This window comes from Streptomyces rectiverticillatus (assembly GCF_013394065.1).
In the GTDB taxonomy this organism is placed as follows: Bacteria; Actinomycetota; Actinomycetes; order Streptomycetales; family Streptomycetaceae; genus Streptomyces; species Streptomyces rectiverticillatus.
The window spans coordinates 7,376,177-7,392,628 of record NZ_CP040752.1; the positions used below are offsets into that span (position 1 = coordinate 7,376,177).

Annotated in this window: 14 protein-coding genes and 1 pseudogene; 8 read left to right on the top strand and 7 right to left on the bottom strand. The window is 70.8% G+C overall.

Annotated features, from left to right (window positions below; translation table 11 throughout):
* Nucleotides 1–5: 5 nt before the first annotated feature.
* Complete coding sequence (locus tag FGW37_RS31950) at nt 6–752, top strand: SOS response-associated peptidase (RefSeq protein ID WP_179084266.1); 747 nt, start codon at nt 6–8, stop codon at nt 750–752.
* A 125-nt stretch (nt 753–877) separates the two neighbouring features.
* Here FGW37_RS31950 and FGW37_RS31955 read toward each other — a convergent pair whose 3' ends face one another.
* Entirely contained in the window at nt 878–1,336 is a 459-nt protein-coding gene (locus tag FGW37_RS31955) for a GNAT family N-acetyltransferase (protein WP_218650623.1), read from the bottom strand.
* A gap of 436 nt (nt 1,337–1,772) precedes the next feature.
* The gene (locus FGW37_RS31960; RefSeq protein WP_179084267.1) at nt 1,773–3,398 is read right to left on the bottom strand and encodes an alkaline phosphatase D family protein; all 1,626 of its coding nucleotides are present in this window, start codon (nt 3,396–3,398) and stop codon (nt 1,773–1,775) included.
* A gap of 265 nt (nt 3,399–3,663) precedes the next feature.
* Here FGW37_RS31960 and FGW37_RS31965 point away from each other — a divergent pair, with 265 nt between their 5' ends.
* Entirely contained in the window at nt 3,664–4,884 is a 1,221-nt protein-coding gene (locus FGW37_RS31965; protein ID WP_179084268.1) for a serine hydrolase domain-containing protein, read from the top strand.
* Between the two features lie 22 nt (nt 4,885–4,906).
* Here the strand turns inward: FGW37_RS31965 and FGW37_RS31970 are convergent, their stop codons facing one another.
* The 3 genes and pseudogenes from FGW37_RS31970 to FGW37_RS34290 form a co-directional block, all read right to left on the bottom strand.
* A complete protein-coding gene (locus FGW37_RS31970; RefSeq protein ID WP_179084269.1) occupies nt 4,907–5,812 on the bottom strand; it encodes a hypothetical protein in 906 nt (301 codons plus the stop codon).
* Nucleotides 5,813–5,901: 89 nt separating this feature from the next.
* A complete protein-coding gene (locus tag FGW37_RS33675; protein WP_179079121.1) occupies nt 5,902–6,081 on the bottom strand; it encodes a hypothetical protein in 180 nt (59 codons plus the stop codon).
* Between the two features lie 241 nt (nt 6,082–6,322).
* Nucleotides 6,323–7,485 (bottom strand): annotated as a pseudogene (locus FGW37_RS34290) (AfsR/SARP family transcriptional regulator); the annotation flags it as partial.
* Nucleotides 7,486–7,780: 295 nt separating this feature from the next.
* Between FGW37_RS34290 and FGW37_RS31985 the strand changes: the two are divergent.
* Entirely contained in the window at nt 7,781–9,274 is a 1,494-nt protein-coding gene (locus FGW37_RS31985) for a prenyltransferase/squalene oxidase repeat-containing protein (protein ID WP_179084270.1), read from the top strand.
* A 38-nt stretch (nt 9,275–9,312) separates the two neighbouring features.
* Nucleotides 9,313–10,377 carry a terpene synthase family protein gene (locus FGW37_RS31990; protein ID WP_179084271.1) on the top strand — a complete coding sequence of 355 codons (1,065 nt, stop codon included), beginning with the start codon at nt 9,313–9,315 and terminating at the stop codon, nt 10,375–10,377.
* Nucleotides 10,378–10,468: 91 nt separating this feature from the next.
* On the opposite strand, the gene FGW37_RS31995 is transcribed toward FGW37_RS31990, so the two are convergent.
* Complete coding sequence (locus tag FGW37_RS31995) at nt 10,469–11,443, bottom strand: TIGR01777 family oxidoreductase (RefSeq protein WP_179085023.1); 975 nt, start codon at nt 11,441–11,443, stop codon at nt 10,469–10,471.
* Nucleotides 11,444–11,689: 246 nt separating this feature from the next.
* Here FGW37_RS31995 and FGW37_RS32000 point away from each other — a divergent pair, with 246 nt between their 5' ends.
* Both FGW37_RS32000 and FGW37_RS32005 read left to right on the top strand, forming a co-directional pair.
* The gene (locus FGW37_RS32000) at nt 11,690–11,812 is read left to right on the top strand and encodes a peptidoglycan-binding domain-containing protein (RefSeq protein WP_246430676.1); all 123 of its coding nucleotides are present in this window, start codon (nt 11,690–11,692) and stop codon (nt 11,810–11,812) included.
* Nucleotides 11,809–12,036, top strand: a complete 228-nt coding sequence (locus FGW37_RS32005; RefSeq protein WP_425506624.1) for a hypothetical protein — start codon at nt 11,809–11,811, stop codon at nt 12,034–12,036. The genes FGW37_RS32000 and FGW37_RS32005 overlap by 4 nt, the downstream gene beginning before the upstream one ends.
* Nucleotides 12,037–12,196: 160 nt before the next feature.
* Here FGW37_RS32005 and FGW37_RS32010 read toward each other — a convergent pair whose 3' ends face one another.
* Nucleotides 12,197–12,970 carry a MerR family transcriptional regulator gene (locus tag FGW37_RS32010; protein ID WP_179084272.1) on the bottom strand — a complete coding sequence of 258 codons (774 nt, stop codon included), beginning with the start codon at nt 12,968–12,970 and terminating at the stop codon, nt 12,197–12,199.
* Nucleotides 12,971–13,139: 169 nt separating this feature from the next.
* On the opposite strand from FGW37_RS32010, the gene FGW37_RS32015 reads away from it, so the two are divergent.
* On the top strand, nt 13,140–14,816 hold the full coding sequence (locus FGW37_RS32015) for an amidase (RefSeq protein WP_179084273.1): 1,677 nt from the start codon (nt 13,140–13,142) through the stop codon (nt 14,814–14,816).
* A 480-nt stretch (nt 14,817–15,296) separates the two neighbouring features.
* Entirely contained in the window at nt 15,297–16,418 is a 1,122-nt protein-coding gene (locus FGW37_RS32020; protein WP_179084274.1) for an alpha/beta hydrolase, read from the top strand.
* Nucleotides 16,419–16,452 lie beyond the last annotated feature (34 nt).

Here is a 16,452-nt window from a genome sequence, read left to right on the forward strand (position 1 = left end):
CAGGCATGTGCGGCCGTTACGTCTCCACCCGCAGTCCGCAGGATCTCGCCGGACTGTTCTCCGTCACCCAGTGGGACCCGGAACCACTCGTGGAACCGAGCTGGAACGTCGCCCCGACCGACGACGTATGGGCCGTGCTGGAGCGCGCCGACCGTGACAGCGGTGCGATCGAGCGGCAACTGCGGGCGCTGCGGTGGGGCCTGGTGCCGTCCTGGGCGAAGAGTCTGAGCACCGGCGCGAAGATGATCAACGCCAGGGTGGAGACGGTGCACGAGAAGCCTGCCTTCCGCCGCGCCTTCGCCAAGCACCGCTGCCTGCTCCCGGCCGACGGCTTCTACGAATGGGAAGCCGTCGCCGCGACCCCCACCGCGAAGGCCTACAAGCAGCCGTACTTCATCAGCCCCGCGGACGGTCAGGTGATGGGGCTGGCGGGGTTGTACGAGTTCTGGCGCGACCCGGCGACCGGAGACGACGGCCCGGCGGAGTGGTGGACCACCTGCAGCATCATCACCACCGAAGCCACCGACACCGCCGGCCGCATCCATCCCCGCATGCCATTGGCCATCGCCCCGGCCGACTACGACACCTGGCTCGACCCCGCCCACCAGGACCCCGAAGAGCTCCGCGCACTCCTGACCACTCCCGCGGGCGGCGACCTCGGTGCCCGCCCGGTATCGACCGCGGTCAACGACGTCCGCAACAACGGCCCCCACTTGCTGGACGACGCCCCCGGCGCGGACACCGGCGCCTGACGCCCTCAAAAGGCCCGGCGCATCCGACAAGTCGTTGGGCCTGCCACGGATGCTCGATCCCGCCGGCCGCACATTGTTGCGCGCTCACAGGAAATGCCCGCTGGCCAGATACGGTGCCGGCGGCGTCATGCCGCGCACGGCCAGGTAGCCCTCCTGGCCGATGTCGAGGCGGGCTGCCAGGCCGACGTCCACCGCCCACTCGTTGGCGGTGGTGATGCAGTTGAAGTGGTCGGGGCCATGCCCCGGCGGCCGTCGGCATGCGCCAGGACCGCGTCCATCAGGCGTCTGCCGATGCCCGTGCCCTGCCGGTCGGGCAGGACACCGTAGGTGGCGAGGTACCAGAACCGGCCGCGATTCTGCGAGATCGCGAAGCCGACAATGCTGGACTTGCCTTCGTCCACGGCCACCCGGCAGCCTCCGGGGTCCTCGGTGAGGAAGTGGCCCATCCGGTCGATCCACTGCTCCGAGTCCGTCGCCGAGCGGGGCTCGGCCTCCGGTTCGCCGACTCTCCTGCTCTGCCGGTCCGCCTCGAGGAACGTCACCGCCGACGCGCGTTCCGCGGAGCGGAGATTCTCCGGTCGCATCGGCCTGATCCGCACGGAATCCATGCGGTCAGTGTGCAGACCGGCCCACCCGCGAGCACGCGAATTTCGCGGTGCGAGGCCCACTTGACGGCTGGCCGGACGATGCGCCCCTACGACCCTGGGCTGGACGAGCCGGGCAACGCCATCCCCGTCGTCCACCGGCCGGGCCCGGGCTCGGGCCCGTAATTGAGGTGATCGGAAGGGGACCGTCGAGCAGTGCACGACTGCTGAACCATCTCCAGCTCGCCGAGGGAGCCGACATCATTGCCCACCAGGACCCGGCGCCCGCTCGCCGGCGAGGGCTGAACCACGCCGGGTCGATCGCCCGCGGCGTCGCCCGGTGTCTCGTGCGCACGGAATCACCCTGATCATGCCCCCGCCCGGTACACAGCCCCGCACGGGCAGAAGGCTCCGCATTCGCGACACGGCATCGCCGTTACGGAGACGGCCGTTCGAACCCGGGGCGGTCCGCTCGACAGATCAAGCTGGTGGCGGTGGAGACGGGAGCGCCCGGGCGGGTGACGTAGGGAAGGGTGCGGTAGTCGACGCGGGCCTGCGACGGAGTGAGCGTGATGACGACGTAGCCGCGGCGTTTGGCGTAGTACGCCATGTGCGGGTTGGCGGCGAGGAGGCTCTCCCAGTCCTCGGGTCTTTCGACTCCGTCGGCTCCGCTGGATACGGACGTGCCGAGGATCTCCACGCCACGCGTGGGGGAGGAGGGGTCGTCGAAGTCCTCCTTGATGTCCATGGCGAGGTGGATGTGGGAGTCACCGGAGAGCACCATGAGGTTGTTGATCCGCGCGGTGCGCGCGGCCTCGAGGAGCCGCTTGCGGGCCGCCGGATAGCCGTCCCAGGCGTCCATGGACAAGGGGGAGTTCTGAGGGCTCAGCCGGCGCCGGGAGAAGGCGACCTGCTGGGGGAGGACGTTCCAGGTGGCCGACGAACTGCGGAATCCGTTGGAGAGCCACGTTTCCTGTGCGGGGCCGAGGAGGGTGCGGGAGGGGTCTTCGGAATCGGGGCCGGGCTGCTTCCAGCCGTCCCCGTAGGCCTGGTCGGAGCGGTACTGCCGCGTGTCCAGGATGTCGAACTGCGCGAGCCTGCCGTAGCGGAGGCGGCGGAAGAGCCGCATGTCCGGTCCCGTGGGGTGCGGGATGCGCAGGGGCATGTTCTCCCAGTACGCACGGTAGGCCGCGGCCCGGCGCAGCAGGAACGCATCGGTGGGGTCGTTGTCCTGCGACACGTGCGCCGCGTAGTTGTTCTCCACCTCGTGGTCGTCCCAGGTGACGCACCAGGGATGGGCGGCGTGCGCGGCCTGCAGGTCGGGGTCGGACTTGCCCAGGGCGTAGCGCAGGCGGTAGTCCGCCAGCGTGACGGTCTCGTGCGCGAAGACGTCGGGCAGCCGGCTGCCCTCCGGGAGCTGCCGGTCCCCGGCCCGGGCGTCGATGGCGTTCTCGTAGATGTAGTCGCCGAGGAAGAAGACGACGTCGAGGTCCTCGCGGGCCAGGTGCGACAGCGCGGTGTAGTAGCCCTCGTCGTACTGCTGGCACGAGGCCACGCCCAGGCGCAGCTGCGCGGGAGAGCTTCCGGCGGCGGGAGCGGTACGGGTCCGGCCGGCGCGGCTCACCCAGGAGCCGGCCCGGAAGCGGTACCAGTAGGTGCGCCCTGCCTTGAGCCCTCGGGCGTCGGCGTGCACGCTGTACCCGAACTCGGCGTCGGCGGCGGCCCGGCCCCGGCGTACGACGCGCGAGAACCGTTCGTCCTCCGCGACTTCCCAGCTCACAGGTATCGCCCCCGTGGCAGGCAGCCCGCTGTCCGGCTCCCACGGGCGCGGAGCCAGCCGCGTCCACAGCACCACCGCGTCCGGCAGGGGGTCGCCCGAGGCGACGCCGAGGGTGAACGGATCGTCGCCGAGGACGCGATCGCCGAGCTCCTCGGCTCTTGCGCGGCCGGGCTCGACGGAGAACGCCAGCACGGTCGCGGCGGCCGTCAGCGTGAGGAATCTTCGTCTGAGGTACGAGATCGATGCGGTGCCGGGCCGGTCATGGCCCTGATGTCCCGTCATGACGTGACGTCTCCCTCCAGGATCGCCGGTCACTCCTGCAGAGGGGATACCCAGGAGGAAGCGTCGTCTCCCGCGCCAAGCCGGCGTGCGGGCGCATCCGCGGCCACAACCCTGAGGCGGGCCGCGCCGGACCCTGACCCAGCGTCGGGGGGACCTGTAGGGGGAGGGAACTCCATGATCATTCTTGATCATGATCACGGGCATGGGCGGGGCTCCATACGGTGAGGGCATCACCACCTGAACCCGACGGAAGGGACCCCCGACCATGCGCCGCCCGACAGCCGCAATCTCCGCCCTGCTCGCCGCAACCGCCCTCGTCTCCGCGGCGGTCCCGGCCGCCGCCGCGCCCGCCGGTGAGCGCGGGACGGACCGGGAGACCGCACGCGGAGCCGCGACGCCGGCCGGTGAGGGCAAGGGCGCCGCGCTGCAGCGGGCCCTGGACGGCATCGTTGCCGAGGGAGTGCCCGGCGCGATCGCCGAGGTGCGCGAGGGCGACCGCGTCTGGCGGGTGGGCAGCGGGGCCGCCGACCTGCGGGACGGACGGCCGGCGAAGCCCGGGGACCGGTTCCGGGCCGGCAGCGTGACCAAGACCTTCGTCGCCACGGTCGTGCTGCAACTCGCCGACGAGGGCCGGCTCGGCCTGGACGAGCCCATCGGACGTCACCTGCCCGGCCTCGTCCCCGACGGGGACGACGGCACGCCCGTCACCGTACGCCAACTGCTCGGCCACACCAGCGGGATCCCCAACTACACCGACGTCCTCCGGCGCGGCGACGATCCCATACGCAAGCTCCAGCACTCCCGCCACACGCCCCGGGAGCTCGTCGAGCTCGCGCTGAAGGAGCCGCGCCCGTTCAACCCCGGCCAGCCGGGGAAGTGGGCCTACTCCAACACCAACTACGTCCTCCTCGCCATGCTGATCGAGAAGGCCACCGGCCGCACGCTCGACCAGGAGATCGGCCGCCGCATCGTGCGCCCCCTCCACCTCACCGACACCACCGTCCCCGCCTCGCCGCGTCTGGCGGGCCGCCACCTGAACGGTTACGAGCGGCTGCCCGGAGAAACCGCACCGGCCGACTTCGACTTCACCGGCTTCACTGACTTCACCGACTTCAGCCCCACGGCTTTCTGGGGTCCCGGCAACATCGTCTCCACCACCGCCGACCTGAACCGCTTCTACCGCGCACTCGACGGTGGCAAGCTGCTGCCGTCCCACCTGTGGCAGGAGATGCGGACGTTCCGGAAGACCGATCGCGGACCCGAGCGGATGTACGGCCTGGGCCTGGAGAGCCGGGCCGCCTACTGTCCCGGCGAGCAGCCCGTATGGGGCCACACCGGCAGCGTTCCCGGCTACGGCACCTTCAGCTTCACATCGGCCGACGGCAAGCGGCAGATCACCCTCGCCGTCAACACCAGCCTCACCATGCCGGAGAAGGCCGACACGGCCGCGCTGAAGGTGTTCACCACGGCCTTGTGCGCGAAGTGAGTGCCGTGGCGTGTTGGGGCTGTCACTCTTCCTTGTGGTGGCTTCTCGGCTCGCAGATCGATTCCGACCAGTCCACGCCGAGTGTCTCGGCCAGGCGTTCCAGCGCGTGGCCGGTGCGTCCGTACGCGACGAGCTCGAAGTCGCTGTATCCGGTGTCGTGGGCCACGATGACGTCCGGGCCGCCGAAGAATTCGGTACGAGCCCCCAGCTCACGCCACGGCAGCAGCCCCATCGGGCGCAGCTTCTCCCGCAGCCGGGCCAGGACCTCCGGGCCGGTGCTGCCTTCCTGGACGGTCCAGCCGTAGTGGGCGGGCAAGCGCGTGACGGCCAGCAGGAGGAAGAACTCCGAGACCGAGCGGCTCTGCAGCACCCATGCCTCTTGCTCGTCGTCGTCCAGGGCGGAGACGAGCACCGGCGGATCGGCGAGGTGGCTGCGGGCCGCCGGGTAGCCCCACTCGTTGCAGTACTGGTCCTCGGCCATGAACACGCAGACCCGCAGGTCCTCGGACGGGCCGGTGAAGGGGTTCTCCGGTGGCAGGCCGCCGGCGACGCCGTAGCCGGTGGGGTCCGGGCGAACGGTGGGCGGCCACACCGGGTTGGTCCAGTACAGGCGCCAGCGGTCCGCGAAGGAGTTGAACGGCAGTTCCCACCACTCGTCCAGCGCGGCGGGTATCGCGAGCGAGGGGTCGACGTCGTCAGGCTCGTCGTCCACCGGGGCGTCGGAGGAACCGGCACCGGCACCGGCCTTCAGCCCGGACACGTACGTCTTGTGGGCATCGGGTTCCTCCCGCTCCCACCGCTCGCCACCGGTGGGTTCGTAACCCCAGCCCTCCTGGAACCTGCGCAGCAGCTCCCACCGCGCATCAGGGGCCGCACTGCGTGCCTGCTGCAGCCACTCGTGGAATTGCCCGTAGTCGATCTCTGTCACGCGCGCGATCCTAAAGCGCAGGAATCAACGCCTCTGAACCGCAGTTTCTCGCACCGCTGCCGGTCGGCCCGCCGGCGCGTTTCACGGCATCAGTCCCGGCGCCGGGCGTCCGCGGAGCGGCGCAGATGTTCCTCGGCCCGGTCGCGCAGGGCGGGCGCTGCGCAGGCCGCCGACAGGTCCCGCGCGTCCTCGGCGTGGGCCTCGGCCTCGTCCAGGCGACCCAGCAGTGTGAGGACGTGGGCGGAGGCGGCGAACAGGTCGGCGGCCACGGCGGCCCGGCCGGTGAGGCGGGCCAGCCGCCGTTGCTGCCGGCGTCGCCTCGTTCCGCGGCGGGCGCTCCGCTGTCGCGGCCGTCGCGGCCGTCACCGGAGCGGCCGGTGCCTGCCGCTGTGGTGGTCGCGCTGCAGCCGCCGGCTCCGGGGCGGTGGCCAGCAACTCCGGGTCGGAGGCCAGCATGCGCCGGTGCAGCCGTTGCAGCGCAGGGCCGGGCTCGCAACCGAGGTCCTCCACCAGGCGTAACCGTGTGCGCCGGTAGTGGTCGAGCGCCTCGGCCGGACGACCGCACCGGTAGAGGGCGAGCATGAGCCGTCCGGTCACGCACTCGTCGAGAGGATGCGCCCGGGCTCGGTCAGCCCTGCGAGCAGCTCTGCGTGCTGCCCCAGACGGAGCCGGGCCTCGTCGTACCCGGCCTGAGCCGCCGACCGCTCCCGCGCGAGCGCCTCCCGGACCCCGCTGATCCAGGGCGTGTCCAGGCCGGCGAAGGCCGCCCCGCGCCACAGGTCGAGCGCCTGCCCGAACAGACGTGCCGCGCGGTCGTCCTGCCCGGCGTCACGCGCCTGCGCGGCCAGCTCACGAAAGCGGTGGACGTCCACGGCCGGGGCCGGGACGGCGAGCGTGTACCCGCCGGAACGCCGGAGAATCCTCGCACTGTCGCTGACGGCCAGCGCGCGCCGGAGGCGGGAGAGGTAGCCGTAGAGGGTGTCGCGGGCGCGCTGCGGGGGGTGTTCGGCCCAGACGCGGTCGATGAGCCGGCCGACGGTGACGAGCCGGTTGGCGTCGACGAGCAGTGCCGCGAGCACGCACTGCTGGCGGCGGTGCCCCAGGCCGACCGGCCGGCCTCCGACCCGTGCCTCGACGCTGCCGAGCAGAGCGAACTCCATGAACTCCCCTTCCACGGACGCCCCGTTCAGCCCAGGCTGACACGGCGCCACGGGCCGGGACCAGCGCATTTCAGTTCTGCTGCAGGTTTCCCCACGATCGGCCGCCCAGGCTGATTCCCGCCGCCCGCAGCCGGCCTGTCCGGTGCCTGCCGCCCGTCGGACACGACGGCTCCGCGCGAGCGGCCCCGCCGAGGCGCCCCGCGGGGGTGGGCGCCTGCGAGTGGGATTGCACGGTCCGGCCCCGCCAGCCCGGGGCCGGATCTTGTAAGGGCCGACTCGAACAGCCCGACGTGCTGTCGAGGGCGGGAGAGAGCGTTCGTTCCCCAGGGGTTGCGCACCGTGGGGTAAACGGGCGTGCCGGAGGGTGGGAACCCACGCTCCGGCGCTCTCACCTCGTATGCGCCGTGGCCCTCCCCGCGCCTCCTGCCGGGAGGTTGTCAGACGCGTCGCAGGCGAGTGAAGTGGGAGGTCCGGGCGCAAGGGTTTGAGAGTCGTTGCCCCGGAGTTCACCATCTGGAGTCCGGTGTTCCCTGCCTGATGTCCGGTGTTGCTCACCGGCGGGACGCGCTTCTCCCCGCCACGGGTCGTCGTATGTCCCCGCGCTGCGGCAGTGGTGCCTTCTCTGTCCGCGGAGACGAAGGGTTCGTTCGTCCACACGGAGGCAAGGGTGACAATTCGCGCTCTGCATGATCCGCATGACCCGCCACTGCCACCCCTGGTCGGCGACTGTCGTCGCCGGCTGACCAGGTACCTGTCCTTACATGTCGACGCACTCGGGTCCTTGACGGACCGGTGCGGCAGCAGGGCAGTGGAGTCGTCACTCTTCCTGGCTCTGCTGCGCCGGGCGGAGGCGTCCCCGTGGGGCGCCCTGGCGGGCACCCGGGTGGCCGCCTATCTCGGTCGGTCGCGGAGCAACCAGGAGTGGCAGGCGTTGCTCGCACGGGCCGCCCTGGGGGAGAGCCGGGCAGGTGACCGGTTCCTGGCGGCCTCGTATCTGAGCGGATTCGACCACTTCACCGGGGCGCGCAAGAAGGCGTTGCTCACCACGCTGTTCGCCGTGTGCGGGGTGCTGCCCTACGACCGGCGCCTGGCCGGGCTCGAGCTGCCGGACGCCGGTGAGAGCGCGGCCTGGACCCGGCTCGTCCTCCTCGCTGTGCGTGTGCTGCACAGCCGGGGAACCGGGCTGCCTCTGTCCACGGCGGCGGGGGATGCCGAGGAACTGCTGCGGCTACTGCAGCGGGGCAGCGCCCGAGAGGTCTGGGAGGGCAATCTCCTGGCACACCTGCTCGCCCTCCACGCAGTGCACGCCATCGACCCGGGCGCGCCTGCGGTGTCGTCCGGATTGGGCGTGCTGGCAGCCCGGCAGAACCCGGACGGCGGGATCCCGTTCGTGGAGAGCCACAACCTCTTCCTCACCGCCAAGGCGGGCCTGGCGCTCGTGCGCGCCGGCGCCCGGCGCCACCTGATGCTGCGCATCGGCGACTACGTCGCGTCCGGACAGAACCCGGCGGGAGGCTGGGCCTACGCCTCGCGCGTCCGGCAGATCGACGTCGACAGCACCGCTGTCTGCGTACAGTTCCTTCGCGCTCTCGACCACGTCCGCTACCGCGGCGCGATCGGCCGGGCCGAACACCTCCTGCGCTCGCTCGCCGACCCCGCCGGCGGCCTGCCGACCTACCGGAAGGGCGAACCGCCCGAAGCGGAGATGACCGCGGCGGGGCTGCTCGCACTGGCTCCAGGCAGTCGGCAACCGGACCCCGTCCTGCACAACGCGGTGGTCTTCCTGCTCGACCAGCAGTGCGACGACGGCACCTGGCCGCGGAGCTGGACGATGAGCGAGTCCAGCGTCATCGGGCGGGCGGTCCATGCGCTGTCGTGCCTGCCCTCTGTTCTCTCCCAGAGTCTGGCGAAACGTATCGCGCGGTCCCTGGAACGCGCGGCCACCCGGCTGCGGGAGACCCAGAACAAGGACGGCGGCTGGGCCCAGCGTCCGGGAGGCGTGAGCGATGCCACGAGCACCGCTCACGCCGTCGCCGCCATGCATCGCATGGAACACCGGGACCTGGCGCACACAGGAACGCGCTGGCTGATCGCGGCCCAGCGGCCCGGTGGCGGCTTCCACGGGCCGGCCGACCAAGTGGGCCCGCGCCCCATCCCCTACGACTTCCCCTCGCTTCCCAGCATCCACGCCCTGGCGGCCCTCACCGCCCGGTCGCGCCCACGTGGCCGTACGCCCTCGGCCGCCCTGGCCGCGCTGGGGCCCGCCACCACAGCTCCGTCCCGACGACGAGAGGCAGGCTGACACCCATGCGCGCGGAAACGGGCACATCGCATCGCCCGGTGAACGAGGGGGCACAGGCCGCCCGCCCCGGATCCGGCGCCCCGGCCCCCCGGATGCCCATCCCACCGTCCGACCCGAACCCCTTCGCCCTCCACGCCCACACGGCCGTGCACTCCTGGCTCGCCCGCTTCGAGATCTGCCGGTCACCCGTCTCCCAGCGCAATCTGCGCCGAGCCCGGATCACCGACACCGGCGCCCTGGCCTACCCCGACGCCGGCCGGGAAGACCTCGTCCGGCTCACCCAGTGGCTGTACTGGACGTTCATCATGGACGACGACCTCGACGACGGCCCCGACGGCCGCGACCCCGACCGCTGTGCAGGAGCACTCGCCTCCCTGGTACGTGTACTGGACGGCGGGGCGGGCGGGAGCCCGGCCACCCGGGCCTTCGCGGACATCTGGCGACGCATGCTGGCCGACAGGTCAGCAGCCTGGTGCAAGGAGTTCCGCAAGGACACGGAGGAATGGTTGTGGACCTACTACGAGGACGCCGTCGACCGTGCAGCAGACCGATACCCTCCCCTCGACGCCTACCGCTACCGGCGTGCACGGGGTGTGGGCGCTCACATGTTCCTCACGCTCGCCGAACTCGGCGCAAGCCTCGACCTTCCTGAGGAGCTGCGCCACCTTCCCGCTCTCCAGGACCTGAAGCGGGCGGCCGCGGAGTACACCGGCCTCAACAACGACCTGTGGTCAGTGGCCAAGGACCGCTCCGCAGGCGTCTTCCACAACGCGGTAGTGCTCCTCGAACGGCACGAAGGCTACGCTCCCCGCGAGGCTGCGGACTGCGTCGCCGGCATGCTGGCCGAATGCTCCGAACACATGCTCACCGCTGCCCGGGAACTCCCCGAACAGCTCGATGCGGCCTCCGCCACCGGGACGACGCGCACAGACGTCCTCACCTGCGCCGCGGCCTACCAGAAGTTCGTCCGGGGCTGCTTCGACTACTACCACCGGGCCGACCGCTACACCCGACCTGAACCGCAAGCTCCGAGCGGCATCCCCACAGCCGTCCACCGGCTCTTCGAATCCGACTCCAGTACTTCTGGGGACGACGGGAATTGAGAGGCGGAACTCGCTCCCCCCCCGCGTACGCGGTTGGTGATCGCCTCCCGCGCCCGCGGGGAAGACGAGGCCGATACCACCCGCTGCCGTGCTACGCCGCTCTACGTTGAGGCCGGTTCGACTTCCCTCGGCCTCGTACGCGCCGCACGAGGTCGTCGGCGGCTCCCGGCCAGTGGGGATGCTGGAATACGAAGCCCGCATCGAGCAGGCGGCCGGGGACCACACGTCGGCTCTTCAAGAGCAGTTCGGTATCCGAGCGGAGTAGGAGGGCCCCGAGCTCGGCCATCCATTTGGTCGCGGGCAAGCCCACCGGAACACCCCATGCCGTACGCAAGGCGTGCATGAGCATGCGTTGCGGCAGAGGGGCGGGGGCGGCGAGGTTGACGGGCCCGGCGACATCGTCCCGGTCGATCAGGAACTCGACCGCGCGGACGAAGTCGCGGTCGTGAATCCAGGACACGTACTGTGCGCCGCCCGCCACGGGGCCGCCGAGGCCGAGCCGGGCCAGCCGCAGCAGGACGTCGAAGACGCCGCCCCGGTCGGGGCTCATCACCATTGCAGAGCGCAGGGCGACTTTACGGGTGTGCGGGGTGCCGGCCTCTGCCTGTTCCCGCTCCCAGGATCTGGCGATGTCGACGCTGTAGGCCCAGTAGCCGGGAACGCCGGGTTCGGCCCCGCCGAGCATGCCGGTCTGCTCGTCGTTGGGCGCATCGAAGCGGTGGGCGTAGATCGTGGCAGTACTCATCTGCAGCCACACGCGGGGAGGTTTGGCCGCGGCGGCGATTGCTTCGCCCACGGCCCGCGTGGAGTGCACGCGCGAATCCATCATGGCCTGCAGGTGGGCGCTGGTATAGCGGCAGCTCACGCTGCGCCCGGCAAGGTTGATCACAGCATCACTGCCGTCGATCACGTCGGCCCAGGGCCCCGGTGTCTTCCCGTCCCAGGGGACTTCACCCGGCCGCGCGGGCTGTCTGCTCAGCACCGTGACCTCGTGCCCGGCGGCGCTCATCGCGCGGTTCAGGATCATCCCCACTTGCCCGGTGCCACCGGGTATCACGATCTTCATCCGGATTCTCCCCTTCGGTGCGTAGGAATGACCGTACCGGAAATTGAACGCGTTCAAAAGTGAGGGGGCGTTGCGAAGAAGACGCCGACGCTGGTCAGCGATGTCCTTGGGCACTGCAGGGTCGCGTTCGCGTCACTGCCGTGTCTGTTTCCGGTCGTATCCGTCCCCGCCGGGGTGACAGGCCGGGTTGGACCTGCCAACAGTCGGAGAGTTCTCTGACTCGACTGGAAGGGGCCGCTGTCGGGTGTGGACGGCAGCTTCGGGGCCGCCACCGAGGCGGCGGTCAAGTGCTTCCAGTCGGCGAAGAAGATCAGTGCGGACGGCAAGGTCGGCCCCAACACCCCTCGCCCAAGGGCGGCTACTTCGTGACCCTCGAAGTACGGGACGGCTGCGCCAAGGACTTCGTACGCCGTGCCGCCGAGGCGGGCATCGTGCTCACCCCGGCAGGCGCCACGCACCCCTGGAGTAGGAGATCGCAGGCCTCGCCGTCTGCGTCCGGCTCGTGGGGTACGAGCAGCGGGCCCGGTAGCCGGCGGCGGAGGCCGGGCGGCTCGTCGATCCGGAGCCGCCCCACCCCGCCCCGGCGGGGGTGAGCGTGGCGTGGTCGTCATGCGTCCTGGCTGAGGCTGGGCGCGTGGCTGACCTGGTTTGACCGGGAGCGGTCCGACCTGGACCAGCCCGGCCCGAACCCGTCTGACCCGGGCAAGGGCCGCCGCCACGGGCACGCGCCCGTGGCGGCGGCCCTTGCCCGGGTCAGCACAGACGGGTCGTGGCGTAGACCTCGACGGCGTCCCGCTGGTACGCCGCCAGGCCCGGCGCGATCGCCTCGTACGCCGCGCGCCACGGCTCCTTCTCCACGCAGGAACGCCCGATCGCCCGGAATTCCTCCGCCGAGACCGCCCGGAGCTCGGCAAGCGCACGGTACTGGCCGTCGATCTCGGCCTGCACGGCTTCGGCGCCGGGGTGCGTACCTGCAGCCAGCAGCTCGGCCAGCCGGATCATCTGCGCGGTGCGCGAACGCTGCCCCGCCTCGGCCTCGTCCCGGCTCAACCCCGAGGTGACGCGCTCGATGTCCGCGGCCAGCTCCGGGTAGTCACGCAGGGTCTCTTCGTACTGGGCGGGCCGGACGCCTGCGAACAGATTCTCCGGCCGATTGATGCTGATCATGGGACTGCCGTCCTTCCTGGACTGCTCCAGTGACTGCTCCAGTTCGGAGATCGTGCGGGAGACGGTGCCGACCAGGGCGTCGAGCCGGTCGCGCTCGGCGAGCAGCCGACGGCGGTGGCCGCGCAGGGCCTCCAGTTCGTCGACCTGATCGGCCAGTACCCGGCCGATCTCGACCAGCCCCAGGCCCAACGCCCGCAACACGAGGATCTGCTGGAGCCGCAACAGCTGACGCTCCTCGTAGTAGCGGTGGCCGTTGGCGCCGATCCGGGCGGGCGGGAGCAGGCCGATCTCGTCGTAATGCCGCAGCGTCCGGGCGGTCACGCCCGACATCCGGGCGACCTCCGCAATCGGCCAGGCCATTGCCGCTTCTCCCTCACGGTTGCTCCACCGGGCCGGCTTCTCCGGCCCTGGTCAAGACCGTAGAAGTTGCCGCTGCGGCAGTTGCAAGGCCCAGTTTGCAGCCGCGCCGACGAGGCCGCGCACGCAGCGCTCTTGCGCCGGACCGTCCGCGTGTAGTCGGCTGAGGTTCATGAGGCAGAGAAGCGTTGCCACGCTGATTGCCGTCGTGGCTATGGGGTCCCTTTTCGCAGGCTTGCCAGGTTTACCAGGCGTACCAGGTGTACCCGGCGTACCGGTTCCAGACGCGCGAGCCGCCGAATCCGGCGCCGGCGGTCCGACATCGCCGACCGGAGCGCACCCGCCGGGGCCGGGGGTCGATCTGGAGACGGTGACGATCCCGGAGCTGCAGGCTCGGATGGCGGACGGATCGCTGACTTCGGCGGCCCTGACCGCCGCCTACCTGCGGCGGATCGAGACCATCGATCCCAAGATCAATGCGGTGCTGCGCACCGACCCGACAGCCCTGCGCCAGGCGGCCGCCAGTGACGTCAGACGTCGGAACGGCGGCGTCCGGGGCCCGCTCGACGGCATTCCCGTCCTGCTCAAGGACAACGTGAACACCCGCGACATGCCCACGACGGCCGGGTCGTCGGCGCTGGCCGGGAGCCCGCCCCGCACGGACGCGGCCCTGGTGACGCGGCTGCGCGACGCGGGGGCCGTGATCCTCGGCAAGACCAACCTGTCCGAGTGGGCGAACTTCCGTGCCACGAAGCCGACATCGGGCTGGTCGGCGGTCGGCGGGCAGACCAGCAATCCCTACGTGCTGGACAGGAATCCGTGCGGGTCGTCCTCCGGTTCGGCGGCCGCGCTCGCCGCGTCGTTGGCGCAGGTGGCGATCGGCACCGAGACGGACGGCTCCATCGTGTGCCCGGCCGGCATGAACGGGATCGTCGGCCACAAGCCCAGCCTCGGGCTCGTCAGCCAGGCCGGCGTGGTGCCGATCTCCGCCGAGCAGGACACCGCGGGGCCCATGGCGCGCAACGTCATCGATGCAGCGCTCACCCTGTCGGTGCTCCGTGGCGACGGCACCTCGCGCCCCGGCGCCCGCGGCGTGCCCGACGCGCTCAGCGGCCTTCCCGTCCCGGACGAGCCGGCGCACCCGGGCTCCGGCAGCCTGCGCGGCAAACGGATCGGCCTGTGGCGGCTGCCCTCGCTCGGGCCGCAGGTGGACGCCGTGATGAGCCGTACGGCGGAGAAACTCCGCAGCGCGGGAGCCGAGGTCGTCCAGGTGACACCCCCGTATCAGGAGCGACTCGCCCAACTTGAGTTCCCGGCGCTGCTGAGCGAGTTCCACCGGGACATCGACGCCTACCTCGCCACCCGCGACGGGCCTCGCAACCTCGCCGAGCTGATCGAGTTCAACCGCACCCACCCCGCGGAGCGGACCTGCTTCGCCGGTCAGGAGCTCTTCGAGCAGGCCCTCGCCGCGCCTCCTACCACCGACCCGGGGTACCGGGCCATGCGAGCCGAACTCAAGGACCTTTCCCGGCGTTCCCTGGACGAGACCATGTCCGCCCACCGACTGGACGCCATCGCCGCGCCGACGAACCCACCCGCCTGGACGACCGACTGCGGGCGCGGCGACAACGACGTGATCCCCTCCTCCACCCCCGCGGCCGTCGCCGGGTACCCGTCGCTGTCGGTGCCCGCAGGGTTCGTGGGCGAGCTCCCTGTCGGCCTGCTCCTGATGGCCGGTGATCACCAGGACACCAAGCTGCTGTCGCTGGGAGCCGCGGTGGAACACCGCCTGAAGGCCTGGCGAGCACCGCGATACCTGCCGACTGTGGGGCCCGGCGCCTCCCGGTGAACGGTTTGGCGGCCTGGCGGCCAGGCGCTGATCGAGGACGGGTCGGAATTCGATCGTCCGCTGCCGACGCCGGACGCGCCCACGGCCGTGGCGCCGGTGCACGCCCGCGCACGCGGCCGTGGGCGCTAGTCGTCGCGCACGCTCACGACCCGGCGAGGTACCGGCATCGCGCCGCCGCGCGGCGGAGGCGGGCGTGTTCGTGATCAGCGCGGTGGCGCTGATGGAGGCGACCAGCGGGGGCTGGGCACCGGGACCGAGCCTGCGCGGGACCCGCGCCGGCTCCGTCACCTGACACCCGGGCGCCCGATGCGCAGGGCGAGGCCTTTACGATCTCCGGTGGGTCGTGGAGGCCGGCGCGCTTGCGAGAGCGACGCAGGTCATAGCCACGGACGGAACCGGTGGAGGGCTCTGCCCCTCCACATGGGCGGAAGCACAGGTCATGTCCTTCGGGGCAGCAGCAGGAATGTCCGGAGTGACGTGATGACGCAAGCGAGCAGCGGGATCTATCAGGCAGAGGGGTACGTCCGCGCGCGTCGCGCCAAACGATGGACCATCGCGCTGGTGTCCCTGGCTGTCGTCGGGCTGATAGCCACCGGCGTGCTCAAATACCTCAAAATCGGTCCGTTCTCCGACAAGGGGGCGCCGGTCAGCTTCGGCCAGGAACAGGCGGCAGGCGGCGGCACGGGGGGCGGTGACGGTCAGGCCGGTGGCGCGAACGGTGCGCAGAAGCCGGACTCCAAGATCCTGATGCCGACCGGGCCCGCCGCCGACTTCAAGAATTCCGAGACCCTCGGTGACGGCACGCACATCGCCGTCACCACGCTGGAAGGCAAGAAGTCCGCTTTTACGGGCAAGGTGTGGGTCTGGGCGCCCAAGGAGTACAAGGACCCGAAGTTCAAGGACCACGGTTTCCCGGTCCTGATCGCTCTGCCCGGCGGTCCTGGTTTCCCGAACAACTACTGGATGGGCACCAACCTCAAGCTCCAGTCGTCGATCACCAAGTGGTACAACGAGGGCAAGAGCAAGCCGTTCCTCCTGGCCATGCCCGTCCTCAACCCCAAAAACAACGGTACGTACTGGGATGGAAGCGACATTCCGGGTCAGCCGAAGATGGGCACCTGGCTGACCGAGGACGTCCCGGACCTGATGAAGGCCAACTTCCGCACGATCAAGTCGCGCGACGGCTGGGCGTTCATGGGCTCCTCCTCCGGCGGCTTCGCCGGAATGAAGGCCGTGCTGAAGCACCCGGACAAGTTCAAGGCCGCGATCGCCTCCGGCCCGGACTTCTTCCCGGACTCCCCGCTGTGGAAGGGCCACGAGAAGGAGCGGGACGAGAACGACCCCAAGCTGCTCGCGAAAGACCTGATCGCCCGAAAGGGCCCCGACGTCTACATCGCCTTCCAGTACGGCACGCGCGAGGACCCCATCACCATCAACGGGGTCAAGAACTTCGTGGCGCAGTACGGGAACGGCCCCGTGCACACCTCGGTCAAGGAGATCCCGGGCGGTAAGCACGATGCCGCCACGTACGTCCCGAGCATGGGCCAGGGTCCGATCCAGTTCATCAGTGAGCAGCTGTCGGACCCCATTCCGGCATTCTGAATTCCTGCGTTATCGCTACGTTATCCCTACGTTC